Origin of the sequence: Burkholderia paludis, from assembly GCF_000732615.1 — a bacterium.
Taxonomy (GTDB): domain Bacteria; phylum Pseudomonadota; class Gammaproteobacteria; order Burkholderiales; family Burkholderiaceae; genus Burkholderia; species Burkholderia paludis.
Map to the genome: position 1 here is coordinate 185,641 of NZ_JPGL01000006.1, position 17,039 is coordinate 202,679.

Annotated in this window: 21 protein-coding genes; 11 read left to right on the top strand and 10 right to left on the bottom strand. The window is 68.3% G+C overall.

The annotated features are described in order from the left end of the window. Positions 1-73: 73 nt before the first annotated feature. From GQ56_RS0103500 to GQ56_RS0103515, 4 genes are all read left to right on the top strand, one after another. A complete protein-coding gene (locus tag GQ56_RS0103500) occupies positions 74-373 on the top strand; it encodes an ArsR/SmtB family transcription factor (protein WP_031397325.1) in 300 nt (99 codons plus the stop codon). A gap of 19 nt (positions 374-392) precedes the next feature. Then, positions 393-1,745, top strand: coding sequence for a pyridoxal phosphate-dependent decarboxylase family protein (locus tag GQ56_RS0103505; RefSeq protein ID WP_031397326.1), 1,353 nt, complete (start codon positions 393-395; stop codon positions 1,743-1,745). A gap of 164 nt (positions 1,746-1,909) precedes the next feature. Continuing rightward, positions 1,910-2,377 carry a cupin domain-containing protein gene (locus GQ56_RS0103510; RefSeq protein ID WP_031397327.1) on the top strand — a complete coding sequence of 156 codons (468 nt, stop codon included), beginning with the start codon at positions 1,910-1,912 and terminating at the stop codon, positions 2,375-2,377. Positions 2,378-2,562: 185 nt separating this feature from the next. Then, positions 2,563-3,384, top strand: a complete 822-nt coding sequence (locus GQ56_RS0103515) for an SDR family NAD(P)-dependent oxidoreductase (RefSeq protein ID WP_031397328.1) — start codon at positions 2,563-2,565, stop codon at positions 3,382-3,384. A gap of 90 nt (positions 3,385-3,474) precedes the next feature. Here the strand turns inward: GQ56_RS0103515 and surE are convergent, their stop codons facing one another. The 3 genes from surE to GQ56_RS0103530 form a co-directional block, all read right to left on the bottom strand. Next, positions 3,475-4,254: a 5'/3'-nucleotidase SurE gene (gene surE, locus GQ56_RS0103520; RefSeq protein WP_031397329.1), complete on the bottom strand. Its 780-nt coding sequence runs from the start codon at positions 4,252-4,254 to the stop codon at positions 3,475-3,477. Between the two features lie 181 nt (positions 4,255-4,435). Then, positions 4,436-4,744 carry an AzlD family protein gene (locus tag GQ56_RS0103525; RefSeq protein ID WP_031397330.1) on the bottom strand — a complete coding sequence of 103 codons (309 nt, stop codon included), beginning with the start codon at positions 4,742-4,744 and terminating at the stop codon, positions 4,436-4,438. Continuing rightward, positions 4,737-5,471, bottom strand: a complete 735-nt coding sequence (locus GQ56_RS0103530; protein ID WP_031397331.1) for an AzlC family ABC transporter permease — start codon at positions 5,469-5,471, stop codon at positions 4,737-4,739. The genes GQ56_RS0103525 and GQ56_RS0103530 overlap by 8 nt, the downstream gene beginning before the upstream one ends. A gap of 125 nt (positions 5,472-5,596) precedes the next feature. On the opposite strand from GQ56_RS0103530, the gene GQ56_RS0103535 reads away from it, so the two are divergent. The 3 genes from GQ56_RS0103535 to GQ56_RS0103545 all read left to right on the top strand — a co-directional run bounded on the left by GQ56_RS0103535 (position 5,597) and on the right by GQ56_RS0103545 (position 7,692). After that, positions 5,597-6,055 carry an Lrp/AsnC family transcriptional regulator gene (locus tag GQ56_RS0103535; protein ID WP_031397332.1) on the top strand — a complete coding sequence of 153 codons (459 nt, stop codon included), beginning with the start codon at positions 5,597-5,599 and terminating at the stop codon, positions 6,053-6,055. A 220-nt stretch (positions 6,056-6,275) separates the two neighbouring features. Continuing rightward, on the top strand, positions 6,276-6,845 hold the full coding sequence (locus GQ56_RS0103540; protein WP_031397333.1) for a hypothetical protein: 570 nt from the start codon (positions 6,276-6,278) through the stop codon (positions 6,843-6,845). A gap of 145 nt (positions 6,846-6,990) precedes the next feature. Continuing rightward, complete coding sequence (locus GQ56_RS0103545) at positions 6,991-7,692, top strand: YebB family permuted papain-like enzyme (protein WP_043301053.1); 702 nt, start codon at positions 6,991-6,993, stop codon at positions 7,690-7,692. A 16-nt stretch (positions 7,693-7,708) separates the two neighbouring features. Here GQ56_RS0103545 and GQ56_RS0103550 read toward each other — a convergent pair whose 3' ends face one another. The 4 genes from GQ56_RS0103550 to GQ56_RS0103565 form a co-directional block, all read right to left on the bottom strand. Continuing rightward, positions 7,709-8,341, bottom strand: coding sequence for a LysE family translocator (locus tag GQ56_RS0103550; protein ID WP_031397335.1), 633 nt, complete (start codon positions 8,339-8,341; stop codon positions 7,709-7,711). A 208-nt stretch (positions 8,342-8,549) separates the two neighbouring features. Beyond that, complete coding sequence (locus tag GQ56_RS0103555; RefSeq protein WP_052007133.1) at positions 8,550-9,419, bottom strand: hypothetical protein; 870 nt, start codon at positions 9,417-9,419, stop codon at positions 8,550-8,552. A gap of 70 nt (positions 9,420-9,489) precedes the next feature. Beyond that, complete coding sequence (locus tag GQ56_RS0103560) at positions 9,490-9,822, bottom strand: DUF2322 family protein (protein WP_031397337.1); 333 nt, start codon at positions 9,820-9,822, stop codon at positions 9,490-9,492. A gap of 223 nt (positions 9,823-10,045) precedes the next feature. Next, positions 10,046-10,747, bottom strand: coding sequence for a flavin reductase family protein (locus tag GQ56_RS0103565; RefSeq protein ID WP_031397338.1), 702 nt, complete (start codon positions 10,745-10,747; stop codon positions 10,046-10,048). 225 nt (positions 10,748-10,972) lie between these two features. Here GQ56_RS0103565 and GQ56_RS0103570 point away from each other — a divergent pair, with 225 nt between their 5' ends. After that, positions 10,973-11,299 (top strand): thioredoxin family protein, encoded by a 327-nt coding sequence (locus tag GQ56_RS0103570; RefSeq protein WP_031397339.1) that lies wholly within the window; start codon positions 10,973-10,975, stop codon positions 11,297-11,299. An 11-nt stretch (positions 11,300-11,310) separates the two neighbouring features. Next, a complete protein-coding gene (locus GQ56_RS0103575; protein WP_031397340.1) occupies positions 11,311-11,730 on the top strand; it encodes a secondary thiamine-phosphate synthase enzyme YjbQ in 420 nt (139 codons plus the stop codon). 50 nt (positions 11,731-11,780) lie between these two features. Here GQ56_RS0103575 and atsR read toward each other — a convergent pair whose 3' ends face one another. The 3 genes from atsR to GQ56_RS0103590 are packed head-to-tail and all read right to left on the bottom strand — an operon-like array spanning position 11,781 to position 15,032. Then, positions 11,781-13,601, bottom strand: a complete 1,821-nt coding sequence (atsR, locus tag GQ56_RS0103580) for a hybrid sensor histidine kinase/response regulator AtsR (protein ID WP_031397341.1) — start codon at positions 13,599-13,601, stop codon at positions 11,781-11,783. 13 nt (positions 13,602-13,614) lie between these two features. Next, the gene (locus GQ56_RS0103585; protein ID WP_031397342.1) at positions 13,615-14,118 is read right to left on the bottom strand and encodes a molybdopterin-dependent oxidoreductase; all 504 of its coding nucleotides are present in this window, start codon (positions 14,116-14,118) and stop codon (positions 13,615-13,617) included. Positions 14,119-14,159: 41 nt separating this feature from the next. Further along, positions 14,160-15,032 (bottom strand): response regulator, encoded by an 873-nt coding sequence (locus tag GQ56_RS0103590; protein ID WP_031397343.1) that lies wholly within the window; start codon positions 15,030-15,032, stop codon positions 14,160-14,162. Between the two features lie 361 nt (positions 15,033-15,393). On the opposite strand from GQ56_RS0103590, the gene GQ56_RS0103595 reads away from it, so the two are divergent. Further along, entirely contained in the window at positions 15,394-15,984 is a 591-nt protein-coding gene (locus GQ56_RS0103595; RefSeq protein ID WP_031397344.1) for a tetratricopeptide repeat protein, read from the top strand. A gap of 116 nt (positions 15,985-16,100) precedes the next feature. Next, positions 16,101-16,928: a hypothetical protein gene (locus GQ56_RS0103600; protein ID WP_031397345.1), complete on the top strand. Its 828-nt coding sequence runs from the start codon at positions 16,101-16,103 to the stop codon at positions 16,926-16,928. Positions 16,929-17,039 lie beyond the last annotated feature (111 nt).

Consider the following 17,039-nt stretch of genomic DNA (forward strand, 5'->3'; position numbering starts at 1 on the left):
CGCATCGTTCGAATCGCTTGCCAACATTTCGTCATTTAGCTAATATTCAAAACGTTAAACGAAACCGCACCTCATGGACGACGTCACCCGTATCAGCGCCCTGGCCAACGAAAGCCGTCTGGCCGTGATGCGCTGGCTCAAGGAGCCGCGCCGGCATTTCCCGCCGCAGCCGCATGGCGACTTCGACGCGCTCGGCGTGTGCTGCACCTACATCACCGAGAAGCTCTGCATCGCGCCGGCCACGACCACGCGCCACATGCGCATCCTCGCGGATGCCGGGCTCGTGCAGGCGACCCGCGTCGGCAAGTTCACGTACTACAAGCGGATCGACAGCGCGCTGCAGCAGCTCGGCCGCGATCTCTCGCAACTCTGATTCTCCCGAGGCAACCGACATGGATGAACTGGCATTGCTGGCCGACGCCGACCGGCGCGCGCATGCGTATCTCGCCGCGACTCACGAGCGGCGCGCGTTTCCCGACGAGGCGGCGCTGGCCGGCCTTGCCGCGTTCGACGAACCGCTGCCCGACGCGGGCCGCCCGGCCGACGAGATGCTGCGCCTGCTCGACGAGCGCGGCACGCCCGCAACCGTTGCGTCGAACGGCCCGAACTACTTCGGCTTCGTGATCGGGGCCGCGTTGCCGGCCGCGGCGGCGGCGGAGCGGCTGATGCTCGCATGGGACCAGTGCGCGTCGTCGTACGCGAATTCGCCGGTTGCCGCGACGATCGAGCGTCAGGCCGCGCGCTGGGTCGTCGATGTGCTTGGCTTGCCCGAAGGCAGCGCGGTCGGCTTCGGCACGAGCGCGACGGCCTGCACGCTCGTCGCGCTGGTGGCCGCGCGCCGCGCGCTGCTCGCCCGCAAGGGCTGGGAAGTCGACGAGGACGGCCTGAGCGGCGCGCCCGAAGTGAAAGTCGTGATCTCGGAACTGGTGCACATCACGGTGAAGAAGGCGCTGCGCGTGCTCGGCTTCGGGACGAAGCGCCTCGTCGTCGCGCCGGTCGACGCGCACGGCCGCATCGACCCGGCCCGGTTGCCGGCGCTCGACGACATGACGATCCTCTGCGTGCAGGCCGGCGAGGTCAACACCGGGGAGTTCGATCCGTTCGCGGTCCTGATTCCCCGCGCGAAGGCGGCTGGCGCGTGGGTGCACGTCGATGGCGCGTTCGGCCTGTGGGCGCGCGCATCGTCGAAGCGCGCGTTGACGGACGGCATCGACGGCGCGGACAGCTGGACGACCGACGGCCACAAGTGGCTCAACACGCCCTACGACGGCGCCATGGTGATCTGCCGCGACGCGGACGCGCTCGCGACCGCGATGAACAGCGACGCCGTCTACCTGAGCGGCGCGCGGGACGCTCAGAAGAACCTGAACCTCGAGTTCTCGCGGCGCGCGCGCGGCATTCCGGTGTGGGCGGCGCTGCGCTCGCTCGGCCGCGCCGGCGTGGCCACGATGGTCGAGCGGCATTGCGCGCAGGCGACGCGGGTCGCGGACGGCCTGCGTGCGGCCGGCTACGACGTCGTGAATCGTGTCGTGCTGAACCAGGTGCTCGTGCGCGCCGGCAGCGACGACGCCACCGTCGCGATCCGCGAGGCCGCGCAGGCGTCGGGCGACGTGTGGTTCGGCGCGACGGTGTGGCAGGGCCGCCCGGCGTTCCGTATCAGCGTGTCGTCGTGGCGCACGGAAGAGGCGCACATCGACCGGCTCGTCGCGTTGCTGACGGAACTGCACGGCGTGCACGCGCGCTGAGCGGCGGTGGGCGGGACGGCGTCGCCGCGCGGCGCCGTCTCTCGTCGCGAGCGGAATTGGCGGACAATGTTCGTGCGCAGCCCCGCGCTGCGTCGCGCGACGTCGGCAACCCGCTTGCGGGGCCGGGTTGCGTGTTCAATCGATACCAACCCGACGAGAGCCCCATGTCGCCTACTCCCCCCCGGGAACTGCTGAAAGCCGCCGATATCGCGAAGATGGAACCGACGCGCGCGGTGCATTCGCTTAATCCCAATGCCGTGCGCCTCAAAAGGCCGCTCGGCGACCTGACCGGCCTGACGCAATTCGGCGTCCATCTGCTCACGCTGATGCCCGGTCACGAATCGGCCGAGTATCACCGGCACCTGTACGAAGAAGAATGCGTGTACGTCCTGTCCGGCACCGGCGCGGTCACGATCGGCGAATGCACGTACGACGTCGGGCCCGGCGACTTCCTCGGCTTTCCGCGCGGCGGCGAAGCGCATACGTTGCAGAATACCGGCGACGCGCCGCTCGAACTGATCGTCATGGGCCAGCGTCTCGAACACGACGTGTGCGAATACCCGAGGCTCGGCAAGCGGCTTTATGTCGCCGGCGAACTCGAGGATTACGTCGACATGCCGAAGCAGCCGTGACGTCTCGCGTCGTCGAGACGCGAGATGCCGGCACCGCGCCCGGCCGTCGCGGCGATCGTCGCACGCCGGGTTTTTCACTGCCGTCGCGCAGCGTGCGGCCGGCCGCCTCGATCGGGGCGATGCGATCCCGGCCGTGGCCGGCGTCGCGTTTATGATGCGGGAACACTACCGACAGGGTTTCCGACATGGACGCGCCGTTCCCGCCGAAGCATGCCCCGATTTCCGAAACCGGACCTGAAGCCGAAGCCGTCGCCGAGCCGCGCGCGGCGCGCCTGCACCGGCCTGTTGCGCTCGTCACCGGCTCGACGTCGGGGATCGGCGCGGCCGTTGCGCGACGCCTCGCGGCCGACGGCTATGCGGTGATCCTGCATTCCCGCAGCTCGGCGGAAGCCGGCCGCGCGATGGCGCGCGAACTCGGCGGGGCCTACGTGCAGGCCGATCTCGCCGACGATGCCGAACGCGTGCGGCTGATCCGCGACGCGCTCGCCGTGTACGGGCGGCTCGACGTGCTCGTCAACAATGCGGGGATCAGCCGCGTGATCCCGCACGATGATCTTGCCGCTGCGACGCCCGAGGTGTGGCGCGAGATGCACGAGGTCAACGTGATCGCGCCGTTCCGGCTCGTCGCCGAAGCGCAGCCCGCGCTGCTCGAGGCGGCGTCGCGCGGGCGGGCCGGGTGTGTCGTGAACGTCAGCTCGCACGCGGGCGTGCGGCCGAAGGGCGCGTCGATTCCGTACGCGGCGGCCAAGGCCGCGCTCAATCACACGACGCGGCTGCTGGCGCGCACGCTTGCGCCGGCGATTCGCGTCAATGCGGTCGCGCCGGGCCTGGTCGATACGCCGCTCACCGCCGACTGGACGGATGCGCAACGGCTCTGGCGCGAGCGCGCGCCGATGCGCCGCGCGGCGACGCCGGACGACATCGCGCAGACGGTCGCGATGCTCGTCGCGTCCGATTACGTGACGGGCGAGATCGTGATGCTCGACGGGGGATTGAACCTGACGTGATGCGGCGGTACGGCGCCGCGCCCGGGCGGCCGCGCGCCGGCGCCCCGCGCGCGACGACGGCCGTGCCCGTTCGCAGGCCGGGTGTCGCGCTCAGCCGAGGTTCGACCGCAGCCGCGCGAGCGCATGGTCGTGCGTGCGCTCGAACTTCAGCGGCGTGACCGTGACATACCCTTCGCCGAGCGCGACCGTTTCCGAATCGGGATCGTCCTCGCGCGGCGCGCGGGCGAGTTTCAGCCAGTGATAGTCGATCTCGCGCGGGTCGCGGCCCGACACGATTTCGACGCCCTGCAACGTGCCGGCGCCCTGGTTCGTCACTTTCAGCCCGCGCACGTCCTGCGCGGGGCGGGCGGGGAAGTTCACGTTGAGGCACGCATCGTTGTCCCAGCCGGCGGCGGCGAGCCGGCGAACGACGTCCGGCGCGTGCGCGAGGGCCGTGCCCCACGGCACCGCGTGGCGATCGGTGAAGGCCTGGCTCAGCGCGATGGCCGGCACGCCGACCAGCATGCTCGTCATCGCGGCGCCGACCGTGCCGGAAAACACCGTCTCGGTGCCGAGGTTCGCGCCGCGATTCACGCCGGACAGCACGACGTCGGGCCGCGCGTCCTTCATCAGGTGGCTGACCGCGATCGCGACGCAATCGCCGGGCGTGCCGCGCACCGCGAAGCGGCGCTCGCCCTTGCGGTGTACGCGCAGCGGTGCGTGCAGGCTCAGCGAATGCGACGTGCCGCTCTGGTCTTCCGCCGGTGCGACGATCCACACTTCGCGCGCCAGTTGCGCGGCGACCTGTTCGAGCACATCGAGGCCGGGGGCGTCGAATCCGTCGTCGTTGGTGAGCAGGACACAGTCGAACAGCGGGCGGGTTTCTGGCATCGGGACGATCCTCGCGGAGATGGATGGGCAATGCGCGGGGCGTGCAGCCACGCGCAAGCCACAAGGCTAGCACTCCCGCGCATGAGTCGTCGTGTCGCGCGGGCGGCGCGGACGTGAAAACGGGCGCATCGCGCGCCCGTTCGCCGGTGGCCGCGCCGCGCATGCGGCGGGTCGGAGCCGTTCAGCCGAGCAGGTGCCGCAGCAGGCCGGCCGACGCGACGCCGACGATGACGGTCGGCAGGATCGACAGGCGCGTCGCCGCGATCAGCGTGACGGCCAGCGCGAGCAGGTCGGCCGGGCGCGTCGACACGAAGGCCGGCGCGATCACCGAGATCAGCACGCAGCCGGGCACGTTTTCCATCACCGAGGCCATCCGCGGGCTCAGCGTGCGGTTGCGCAGCAGCACGTAGCCGAGGATGCGCGACAGGTAGGTCGTCGACGCCATCAGCACGATCGTCGCGACGGTGCTGAAATCCGGAAGCTCAGGCATCGCGCGGTTCCCACAGCAGCGCGGCGATCAGCCCCGCGCAGGCCCCGGCCGCGACGTACCACGCGCCGGGCACGGCGAGGTGCGTGGCGGCCGCGACGACGAGGCTCACGAACCACGGGCGGCTCGCGCGCATCCCTTTCCACATCCCGCGCAGCAGTACCAGAAACACGGCCGTGAACGCCATGTCGAAGCCGTATTGCTCGACGTCGCCGATCGTCGGGCCGACCGCCGCGCCGAGCGTGGTCATCGAGATCCACGTCAGGTAGAGCCCCACGCAGATGCCCGCGTAGTAGGGCACGCTGATGTGCGTGGCCGAGCGCGCGCGCGCATCGGCGAGCGACATCGCCCAGCTCTCGTCGCACATGAAGAACAGCGCGAACAACGCGCGGCGGCGCGGCAGGCGCCGGATATACGGCTCGAAGGCGGCGCCCATCAGGATGTGGCGCGAATTGACGAGGAACGACATCGCGACGATCAGCGCGACATGCGGCGGCGACGTCCACAGATGGATCGCCGCGAATTCGGAACCGCCGCCGAAGTTCATGCCGGTCATCATCGGCACCTCGAACAGGCTCAGCCCCTTTTGCGCGGCCTGCGCGCCCAGCACGAGCGCGAACGGCACGAAACCCAGCATGACGGGCAGCGCCGCGCGCAATCCGCGACCCATCTCGGCGACATAGGCGGGCTTGTCGCGAAGCCCGGACGACGTTGAAACGCTACTGCTCATTACTCCTCCTTCGGGGGAGGAATTGTCTGCTTTTTTGACTCGAATCGGGTTGCGTTGTGTCCAGATTTTTCACAGAATTTGGCATTGAACGTGCAATACGTGAATTTTTTGGAATTGGATGCCAAATGAAACTTGATGCCATCGATCGCCGGATCCTGAACGCGCTGCAGCGCGACGGCCGCATGCAGAACGTGGAGCTCGCGCAGGAGGTCGGGCTGTCGCCGTCGCCGTGCCTGCGGCGCGTGCGGCTTCTCGAGGAGGCCGGCGTGATCGAGAAATACGTGGCGGTGCTGAATCCCGCGAAGGTCGGCAAGGGGCTGACCATCTTCACGCGCGTGTGGCTGAAGGGGCAGGACGCGGAATCGGTGAACCGTTTCGCGGAGGCCGTCCAGCAGATGCCGGAAGTCGTCGAGTGCCACCTGATGGCCGGCGACTGCGATTTCCTGCTGCGCGTCGTCGCGGCCGACATCGACGACTACCGGCGCTTCCAGATGGAAACCCTCACGCGCATTCCCGGCGTGCTCAGCGTGAAGACCGACATCCCGATGCAGAAGGTCAAGCTCACGTCGGCGCTGCCGACTTGACGCGGTGCGGGCGGGCGACGGCGCGTCGACGAACGGTCACGGCGCGGTGACAATCGCCGGATACACTGACGCATCACGCCGCATCGAACGGGCGGCCCGCGTGGCCGTGCGACGTTCGATGCGCAAGCAACTAACGGTCAATGCCGGCACGGTCGGGCGGGCGGCGCGGGGCGCCGGGCCGTGCATGGTTGCGAACGCGTTCCTTCTTGTCGGGCCCTTCATGCAGCCAATCAACAACCCGTGGAATTCGCTGGAAATCGTCAAGCTCGTGCTGGGCGTACTGACGCCGTTGTCGGTCGCGTGCCTCGGCTGGCTCGTTGCACGCCGGCTGAAGCGGCTCGAACTCGTGCAATGGACCAACCAGCGGCTGATCGAGAAGCGGCTGGCGCTGTACGACGCGGTCGCGCCGCAGCTCAACGCGCTGCTGTGCTTCTACACGTGGATCGGCTACTGGAAGGACATTTCGCCCGACGACGCGATCCGGGCGAAGCGCGAGCTCGACCGCACGTTCCACATCTACCGTTACCTGTTCGACGACGACGTGTACGACGCGTATCACACGTACATCCACGCACTGTTCGACGTGCATACGGGCCCGGGCCGCGACGCGCGGATCCGCTCGCTGATCCAGGCGCCCGACGGCGATCGCAGCGTGCACGGTACGTATGAATGGAAGCCTGCTTGGTCCGATCGTTTCGCGACCGCGAATGTCGTGCCCAGGGACGATGTGCTGCGGTATTACACGCAACTGATGGAGCGGCTGCGCGTGGCGCTGGGCGCGACGCGCTGAGGGCCGCCGCATCGCACCGCGCGCGTTGCGCCGGTATCGCATTTCGCCACCCGCCGGCACGGATATCCGCCCTCGCGCAAGAAGCGGATGCGGCGCGCGGCGGCTGCTGACATCCTCGCGCCATATCCACTTGCGCGAGGTCCGTATGGTTGTCGATTCCGGTTGCCGGCCGCTCATGATCCGCTCGCCCGGCGCGGGCCGGCGGAGTCGCTTCTCCGTCGCCTCATCCGAACCGCACGACATGCCGTTGCCGGTCGAGCCGCAGATCGGCGACATCGTGTTCATCCGCGTGACCGTGCGGCCGTTTCTCGAAGTGGCGAGCGCGACGCGCTCGTGGACGAATCACGTCGGGATCGTCGTCGGCGAGCGCGGCGGCGAGGTGCTCGTCGCGGAGAGCACGTTTCCGCTGTCGCGCGTCACGACGATGTCGCGCTTTCTCGCGCGCTCCGATCGCGGCGCGTGCGTGATCGCGCGCCTGAAGCAGCCGCTCGACGCCGCGCAGCGGCGCGAACTCGTCGACGCGGCGATGCGCCGGATCGGCGTGGTCTACGACACGGGGTTCAATCTCGCGTCGAGCCGGCAGTTCTGCTCGCGGTTCGTGCGCGAAGTCGTGCGCGACGCCACGCGGATCGCGCTCGGCGACGTCGAGACCTTCGACACGCTGCTGCGCCGCAATCCCGGCCATCCGCTCGGTTTCTGGAAGATCTGGTATTTCGGCCGGATTCCGTGGCGGCGCCGCACGGTTACGCCGGCGAGCCTGCTCGACAGCGACGCGTTGCATGTGGTGGCGGATACGCGCCAGTGCGTTGCGAGCCTATCCGCAGGCGTCGATCCGGGCCCGGCCTGACCCGGGCAAGCCGGGACTACTGCCGCCCCGCCACCGCGAGCCGTGCCGCCAGCCCGACGAACACCGACCCGAGCAGATACTGCGGCAGCTTCGACGGGCGGCGGCGCGCGCCGATCCGCTGGCTCAGCCGGCTCGCGGACAGAATCACGGCGCCGTTCACGACCAGCCCGATCAGGTTGAGCACCGTCGCGAGCACGAGGATCTGCACGGCGATCGAACCGTGCTCGGGCCGCACGAACTGCGGGAACAGCGCGAGCACGAACAGCGCCATCTTCGGGTTCAGCAGGTTGGTCGTGAGCCCCTGACGGAAGATCGTCGCGGTCGAGTGACGGCGCGGCGACGCGACCGGCGACAGCGCGGTCGCGTTCGAACGGAAGGTCTTCCACGCGAGATACAGCAGATAGGCGGCGCCCGCGAAGCGCACGGCGTCGTACGCGAGCGGCACCGCGACGAACAGCTGCGACAGCCCGAGCGCGGCGGCAAGCGCGTGGCAGTAGGTGCCGGCCTGGATGCCCGCAAGCGTCGCGAAGCCGGCGCGCCGGCCCTGGCTCACGCTGCGGGATGCGATCAGCAGCATGTCGGGGCCCGGCGTGGCGGTGAGCGCGAGACACGCACCGGAGAACAGCGCGAGCGTGGAGAGATCGATCATGGCAGCCCTTTCGTCGCGGGGACGTAAAGGGTGGTCAGTTTAGGCGGGCGGGTGAGGCCGGTCAATCGGACGCAGGGACGAGGGCCGCGCATGCCGGCGAAGCGGATCGCCCGCCGCCGCGTGCCGCTTTCGGCGACATGGCGCGTCCCGAAACGAAATCGGCGTCACGTGCCGGAGGACGCGCACGGTTGCGCATGCGATAGCCGGCTCATGGCTTGCGACACGCGACCTGATAGTCGATCACTGTGTTCGCCGACGGCTTGTCCGGCTCGCCGCCCGCCGTCGTCACGCCGAGCACGCCGGCCGCGCTCCGGTAGCGCAGTGCGCAATAGCCCATGCCGGTGCCCGAGCACGCTTCGGCTTCGACGATGCCGTGCTTCGCGAGCGTCGCCGCGCCGTCGGTCGCGTTCGGCGGCTCGCGCGGGCGCAGCGGCTGCCAGCCGTGCGCGATCAGGATCCGGCGCGCCGCATCGAGCGGCTTGCCGTACACGTTGGGCACGACCGCACGGCCCTGGCAGTCGGTGCGAGTGTCGGCGACGCGGGTCAGGCGCAGGCCGTCACGCGTGGCGTGCAACTCGCCGGCGGGCGGCGCCGGCCCGTCGCCGCCCCAGATCAGCAGCGCACCGTTTTCCAGCCGGTCGGCCGAGCCGAGTTGCCAGCCCGCATGGCGTGCCGTATAGCCGAGCGCGACGAGCGTCGTGCCGTCGAACACGCCGAGGTTGCCGTTGCGCGTGAAACAGATCGCGCTCGTGCCGGCGCTGAAGCCGCTCGCAAACGTGACGACCGTGTAGCGGCCGAGCGGCGCCTCGGACGTCACGAGCCAGCCGCGTTTCTCGACTTCGCGGCTGGCGGCCGTGGTGGTCTTCGCGCGATATTGCGTGCAAAACGGGTCGAGCGCGCCGTGCTCCGGCGAGTGCGGCAGCACGCCGAGCGGCACCAGCGACGCACCGGCGATATCGGACGCGGTGTGCAGCGTCGCGGCGGATGCCGTCCCGCCGGACGCGGCGCCGACAACGGCCGCGATCGCGGCGACGGACGCGAGACGGCAGGCCGGCGAAAGCGCAATGTGGCGGGACACGCGGGCAGTCTCCGGGGCAACGCCTCCGGACGGGAGGATTGCGGGGTGCCGTGTGCGTGCCGGCAACGGCTCAGCCCTTCGGGACGACGTCGATTCGCAGCGCGTCGCCGCCGGCGACGATCGCCAGCAGGCGATCGACGTTCGGATGGGCGCCCGGGCGGTTGCGCGCGTCGGCCGTGTGTTCGGCGAACACCGCGAGGCCGTGTTCGGCGGCTTGCGCGTCGAGCGTGCCGAATGCCTGCTTCAGGTAGTGGTACACCGCGAGCGAGCCCTGTTTGCCCGGCTGGTTTTCGATGGTCGCGACCACGTCGCCGTTCGCGCCGACGAGATCGATGCGTGCGATGCCATCGATGGCCGGCAATTGCGCGAGGTTGTCCTTGAATACTGCGGTCGGTTGAATCACTGAAAACACTCCGTCGGTTCGGTCATGAGCCACCGTGCGTGGCCGACCGTATCTTATCCGATCGGCTTCGGCGCACCCGTACGCGCGCGGCGGCCGGCGGTGCGCCGTGCGAGCGCTGCGCCCACGCGCATGCGACGATGAGGTGGTTCCGGTGGTTCCGGTGGGTTCCGGCGAATTCGGCACGGCACGGCCGGGGCCCCGCCGCGCCGGCCGCCGCATTCGACTAGTGTGCGGCGCCAACCGGCGCGCCGGCCTCGCGCGAACGCTCGATGTCGGGGCTGCGATATGCGCGCTCGGGAATCTCGGCGAGCCGCGACGCGTGCACCTGCCGCGGTTCGAGGCCGTAGAACTTCTGGAAGCTCATGATCAGCGGCGACCACTTGTCCGGATCGATACGATCCGGATCGCCGTCCATCAGCAGATCGGGGTGGACGTGTACGCGCTGGATGCGCAACTCGAACACGCGGATGTGGCCGCGCAGGTCGGCCGCTTCCTCGCCGATCCCGTGCGTGGCCGCGACCATCGCCTCCATGTGCACCGGGCATTCGAGCGCGCGCGGCGGCGCGACGGTGTGCGACGCGGCCGCGGTCAACCCGGCCGTGCCGAATTTGTCGGGTTCGAACACGTATCCTCGCGCGCGCTTGCCGTCGGGCACCGGCCAGGTGCCGGTGGTACGCGCGATGCGGTCGACCGCGTGCGCTTGTGCCGACGACGGCAGGTTCAGCACGCATTCGCCGGTGCGCAGCAGGTTGCGGGTGGTCTGCGAACTGGCCGCGATGCCGATCACGCCGCGCCAGCCGAGCCAGAACGCGGACGAGATCGGCGCGAGGTTGGCGGTGCCGTTCTCGTTCAGCGTGCTGACCAGCACGACAGGCGTGCCGAAATAGAGGATGTTCGGTTCGGCGACGCAATGCGGTGCATTCACATTCATGATCGGGGCCCTCGTTGACGGATCAGGTCGCATGCTGACCGTGTCCCGGCGGCGCGGCGCTCCGAATCTTGTCATGTCATTCCGGACGGCGCGCGCAGGCAGGCGCCGGACCGGCCGGCGTCACGCACGCTTTTCCGCTACAGTAGGAAACCGCAGGCCGCGCCCGCCGCACCATGCACACGGGGCGTGCCACGTTCCGCCACCGCACACGAGGGCCCGATGGACACCGAGCAACGCTACACCGCCAATGCGCCGACGCGCGCGGAAGTCGACGCACTGGGCGGTACAACCGTGATCGAATTCGGCACGAACTGGTGCGGGATCTGCGCGGCCGCGCAGCCCGCGATCGTCGCGTCGTTCGCCGCGCATCCCGCCGTGCGGCACCTGAAGATCGAGGACGGCCCGGGCCGCCCGCTCGGCCGCTCGTTTCGCGTGAAGCTATGGCCGACGCTGGTGTTCCTGCGCGACGGCGTCGAGGTCGCCCGCGTCGTGCGCCCCGCCGACGCGAAGCAGATCGAAGCCGACGGCTTCGCCGCGCTGGCCTGACGCCGCCGGTCATGCAACAGGCCATCACGCACATCGCGGTCGACACGCGCGGCAGCGGCCTCGTCGAATTCACGCCGCAAGTGCGCGCGTTCGTCGATCAGCAGGCGATCCGCACGGGCCTGCTCACGGTGTTCTGCCGGCATACGTCGGCATCGCTGCTGATCCAGGAAAACGCAGATCCGTCGGTGCGGCGCGATCTCGAACGCTACTTCGCGGCGCTCGCGCCCGAGGACGACACACGCTACGAGCACGACACCGAAGGCGCCGACGACATGCCCGCGCACCTGCGCACGGCGCTCACGCAGGTGCAGTTGTCGATCCCGGTCGAACGCGGGCGCATGGTGCTTGGCACCTGGCAGGGCATCTACCTGTTCGAGCATCGGCGCGCGGCGCACCGGCGCGACATCGTGCTGCACCTGATCGGCGAATAGGCGAGCAGGCAGGCGCGCCCAACCGCTCGCGCGGCATGCGGCGCACCGGTTCAGCCGAGCAGCTTCTCGACGAGCGCGCCGAGTTCTCGCAGGTGGACGGGTTTGGGCAGGAATGCGTCGAACACGTGCTTGTCCTCGCGCAGCGCGGCCGATTCATACGCGCTGACGCCGAGGATCGCCGGATGGCGGCCGTCGTCGTCGGGTTGCGCGACGGCGCGAATGCGCCGTGCGACTTCGAAGCCGCTCAGGTCCGGCAGTTCCAGGTCGAGCACCACGATGTCGTAGCGGCCCGTGCCGAAGCGCGCGACGCCGTCCTGGCCGGTGCCGCACAGGTCGGCTTCGATGCCGAGCGCCGCCAGCATCGCGCCGATCGTTTCGCGCGCGTTGTCGTTGTCGTCCACCACCAGCGCGCGCCGGCCGCGGAGCGCGGGCGCGTGCGGCAGCGCGGGCGCTTCACCGGCCGCGTGGCCGGCCGTGTCGATGCCGGGGACTTCGACGGGCAGCGTCACGATGAATTCGCTGCCCTCGCCGACCACGCTGCGCACGTCCACATGCCCGCGCAGCGTCGTCACGATCTCGCGCACGACCGCGAGCCCCATGCCGATTCCGTCTACGTGCAGCCCGACCGCGTCGTTCGCGCGGTAGAACGGCTCGAAGATCTTCGACAGGTGCTGCTTCGCGATGCCGGCGCCCGTGTCGCGCACGGCGATCCTGACCTGCTGGCCGGCCGGCGCGTCGGCGAGCATGATCGACGCGTGGATCGATCCGCCGAGCGTGTACTTGACCGAGTTCTCGATCAGGTTCGACAGCACCTGCCGCAACAGCTTGCGATCGGTGCGGATCGCGAGATCGGGCGGCTCGACGAACTGCGCGATCGCGATCCGCTTGGCCGCCATCTTCTCGCGCAGCGGCTCGATTGCTTCGGCGAGCAGCGGCGCCATGCCGACCGCTTCGAGTTCGGCGAGGCGTTTCGTCGAGCGCAGCTTGATGTAGTCGGTCAGGTCCTTGACGAGCGCCTCGAGCGACAGCGCGGAATTCTGCAGCCGCCGGATCGTCTTCAGGTTCGCGTCGGACTGCGGGCGCGCGAGCAGGATCTCGATCGATCCGCAGATCGCCTGCAGCGGCGTGCGCAGCTCGTGGCTGACCATCCCGAGGAAGGCGTTCTTCGCCTCGATCATCTCGAACGCCCGGTCGGACGCCTTGCGCTCCGCGTCGAGCGCCGCATCCTGACGTTCGAGCAGGTCGTCGCGGGTGCGCATCGTATAGAACAGCATCAGGAACAGCGAGCACAGCATGACGCCGAGCACGCCGCCGAGAATCAGGATCGCCCGCTGCTTGTTCCTCAACTGATGGAACGTGAAGTCGCGCTGCGCCATCTCGATCGCACGGAAGTCGTTCGCGAGGCCGTTGACCTTCGGCCAGTACGCGCTGACGTCGTCGATCACGTTCTGCGCATTCTTCGGCGTCTGGCGCAGCAGCGGCACTTCCTGCTTCAGGCGCGCCATGAATTCGCCGAGCGCCTCGATCTCGTTGCGCGCGCGCGGGATGCGCAGCCAGTATTCCGACACTTCGGACGGCCGCTGCAGGAATCCGAACGATACCGACAGGCTGTCGAGCTGCATCTGCACGTGGTCGAAGTCGTCGTCCTCGCCCGTGGCGTAGAGGATCAGTTGCCGGTCGAACCGCGTATAGACGTTCCGGTACTGCGCGGCCGTCCAGAACACGCCTTCGCGCGGCCCTTCGAGCACGCCCTCGTTGACCGAAGTCGCAAGCAGGTCCCACAGCAGGACCGCCCACGCGGCGCATCCGGCGATCCACAGCGTCCCGAGGATCAGGAGGATCTTGCGGTTCTTCCAGCGCCGGCGTTTCATCTTGCGTGCAGGCTCACTTCACGGTCAGGCCGATGATCTGCCACGCGAACTTCGCTTCGCCGAGCGGCGTCTTCAGGTCGTCGGGATACTGGTCGCGCGGATACATGATCCACAGCGGGCCGTAGTTGTCGTTGCCGAGCACCTTGCCGTTCATCGTTCGCGCGAGGATCACGCCGTACCGGTCGGCGTCCGCCACGGGAATCGTGAACGTGTACTCGTCGATGCAGCGGAACTCGATCTGCGTGCCGTGCGCGCCGACGGTCTTCAGCACGTCGGACAGCCGCGGGCCGGTGAAGGTCGCCTTCGGCGTCCAGCTCGTCGACGTGACGATCGTGTACTGCGGCAGCGCCATCAGCGCCTGCTCGGAGAACACGTAGACCTTCCTGCCCGGCTGGTTGGTCCTGTCGATCCTGCCGTCGACGGTGAACGTAAAGGACGAGGCGGCCCATGACGCGGCCGCCATGCCGAGCAGGCAGGCCGTCAGCAGGCGCTTGATCCAGATGGTCGAAACTCGCATGTCATTCCCTCGGTCGTGTCTTGATTGGTTTTGTGGGGGGCTCAGTTTGCGGCGGCCGTGGCCGGCAGCGCGATCTTCAGTTCGCGCGCCACTTCGGCGAACAGGATCGGCAGGCGGACCGGCTTTTCTTCGCAGCGCGCGTTGTAGTGCGACACGATGTGCGCGATCTCGTCCTCGCTCGCTTCCCCGGTCGAAATCTTGCCGGTCAGCAGGAAGATCGGCGCACCGCTGTTCTCGCTCGAACGGATGCCGCGCACGAGTTCGGCGGCCGTCTGGTCGCCGAGCATCCAGTCGAGGATGTAGCCGTCGAAATCCTCGACCTCCAGCGCCTTGCGGAACGTCGCGCCGTCGAAATACGGAATCGCGTTCACGCCTTTCTCGATGAAATACTCACACACCGTTTCGGCGACGTCCTGCGAATCGTCGACCACGGCGATCCGGGCCGCGTACACGTTGGGCTGGCTCGAGCGCAACTCGATGACGTCGACCGCATACGTGCGCCCCTCGCGTGCGTGCTGACGCTCCGTCACGATCCATTCGCCCTGCCACTGCAGCGCGACGAAATCCGTGTCGATCTGGCTGCTGGCCTTGGTCGAGATCGCAGCCCGGCAGCGGAAGCGGCGCGATTCGATCACGAGCGTCGCGTCGATCATCTCGGCCGCGACCGGCTGCGCGCCCTTGTCGTCGAGCAGGATCGCGGGCGGCACGCCGAAGTGCGTCGCGATGTCCTGCAACTGCGACAGGTTCCACGGGATCAGGCCTTTCATCTTGCGCGTGACGACCGAGAAACTGAGGCCCAGCACGTTCGCGATGGTCGTGTTGTGACTGCGTGGCGGAATGCCGTTCCGGGTCAGAAGGTCGCGCACCTTGGTGGCGGTGATGAGATCGACGTTGGCCTGCTCGCTGTTGGACATCTCGATGGGGTCTCCAGGGGTTTTTGGCGAGGAACAGCATATCAAAAGTGACGCGCCATGCAAGCTTTGAAAAAGCGAATGACCTTGACATGCCATTTTTCTGCATTATTATTGCTCACCACGTCACTATTGTTTGTCGCGTCATGTTTGGAGACCGTTGCCGACGGCAGTCGGCGCTGCGATAGGCGGTATTAGGTAGTGACAGATCGATTCGAAGAGAGAACCTGAGAGAGCCTTGGGGTGCGTGACGGTGCTGGCGGATTATATTCGCCGCGCCGCGCGCAACCGGGTATAGGGCGTGCTCCCGGGGGTGGGATGGCTCGAAGAATTGCGGCGCCAATAAAACCTGAGGAAAGTACCAATGTATCGCCGTTTACTCGCACCGGGGCTGCTGATGCTGCTGCTGGCCGCGTGCGCGCAGGATCCTTCCGTGACCAATAACACGGTGCGGATCTGCGACGACACAGGTTGCTCCGATCGTCCAAAAGATCAGGTGTCCTACCAAAAGAAGGACGATGCGGATGACCGCGAAGATCCGCGGATCGTCGCGCTGAAGCAGGCCGCGAAGGCCCAGCCGAAGGCTGCCTACGACCTCGGCCTGCGCTATTTCCGCGGCGACGGCGTGCGTCAGGACAGCTATCAGGCACTCAAGTGGATGCGCGACGCGGCCGAGCGCGGCGACCTGCAGGCGCAGAAGGCGCTCGGCAGTTTCTACCTGTTCGGCCTCGAGGAAATGGGCTCCGATCCGCGCGAAGCGGACAAGTGGCTGTCGATCGCAGCGGGGCGCGGCGACAAGGAATCGAAGAAACTGCTCGACCTTGCCCGCAAGGCCAAGAAGGAAGACGAAGAAGACTGGAAATGGCGCACGCAGTGGCGTGACGTCTATTACGGCTACTGGTACTCGGGCTATCAGTACTACGGCGTCTGGCATCAGACGTACTGGTACTACTGACCGGACCTGAAGCAACGGGCGGCAGCGGGGAGACCACCATCGCGCCATGCCCGGGGGGCTTACGAAGTTCGCACGAACACATAAGCCGAACAACGACACTATCGATCGACAACGACATGAAGACCATCTTTTCCCAACGTCTTACTCAAGGTGCGCTTGCCGCGGCGCTGTGCGCGTCCGTGGCGGGTTGCGGCGGCATGGTGACGCCCGGCGGCCAGAACGTCGGCGTGACGGGCGCGGCCGCGGGCGGCGCGAGCGCCGGCGCCGATTCGGGGCTGCAGCGCTGCGCGTCGCCGCTCGGCACGATCGCCGTCGACGACGGCCGTAACGCCGACTGGTGGGGCCCGTTCGGCAGCGCGACCAAGATGACGTCGATCGACCCGCTGCTGCGCCTGGCCGTCCAGCAGTCGAACTGCTTCGTGATCACCTCGATCGGCAACCAGAAGAGCGACGCGCGCCTGTCGCGCATCACGGAACTGCAGCGCAACTCGGGCGAGTATCGCGCGGGCTCGAAGCAGCAGAAGGGCCAGCGTGTCGCGGCCGACTACTACATGGAACCGCAGATCATCATCAACGATTCGCCGATCGGCGGCATCGGCAGCATGATCGGCGGGCTGATCGGCAACAGCGCGGTGGCGGCGGTGGCCGGGCACCTGCAGTCGAAGGCGTCGGTCGTCACGCTGACGCTGTTCGACGTGCGCTCGGCCGTGCAGATCGCGGCGTCGGAAGGCAGCTCGACGGCGACCAACTACGGCGCGGCGCTGGGCGGCTTCGGCGGCGGCGTGGGCGGCGCGCTCGCGGGCTTCTCGACGACGCCGGAAGGCAAGGCGACCGTCGTCGCGTTCATCGACGCGTACAACAAGATGGTCATCGCACTGCGCAGCTACAAGGCGCAGGACGTCAAGGGCGGCCTCGGCCGCGGCGGCCAGCTCCAGGTCAACTGACGTTTCCCGGCCGGCGGTGCGCCGCAGGCCGGTTTCCGCTTCGCAAGCGTCCGTGCGTGCGGCATGATCCGCGCGCCGGCTTCGTTCGTCCTGTTCGTTTCGAGGGGACCC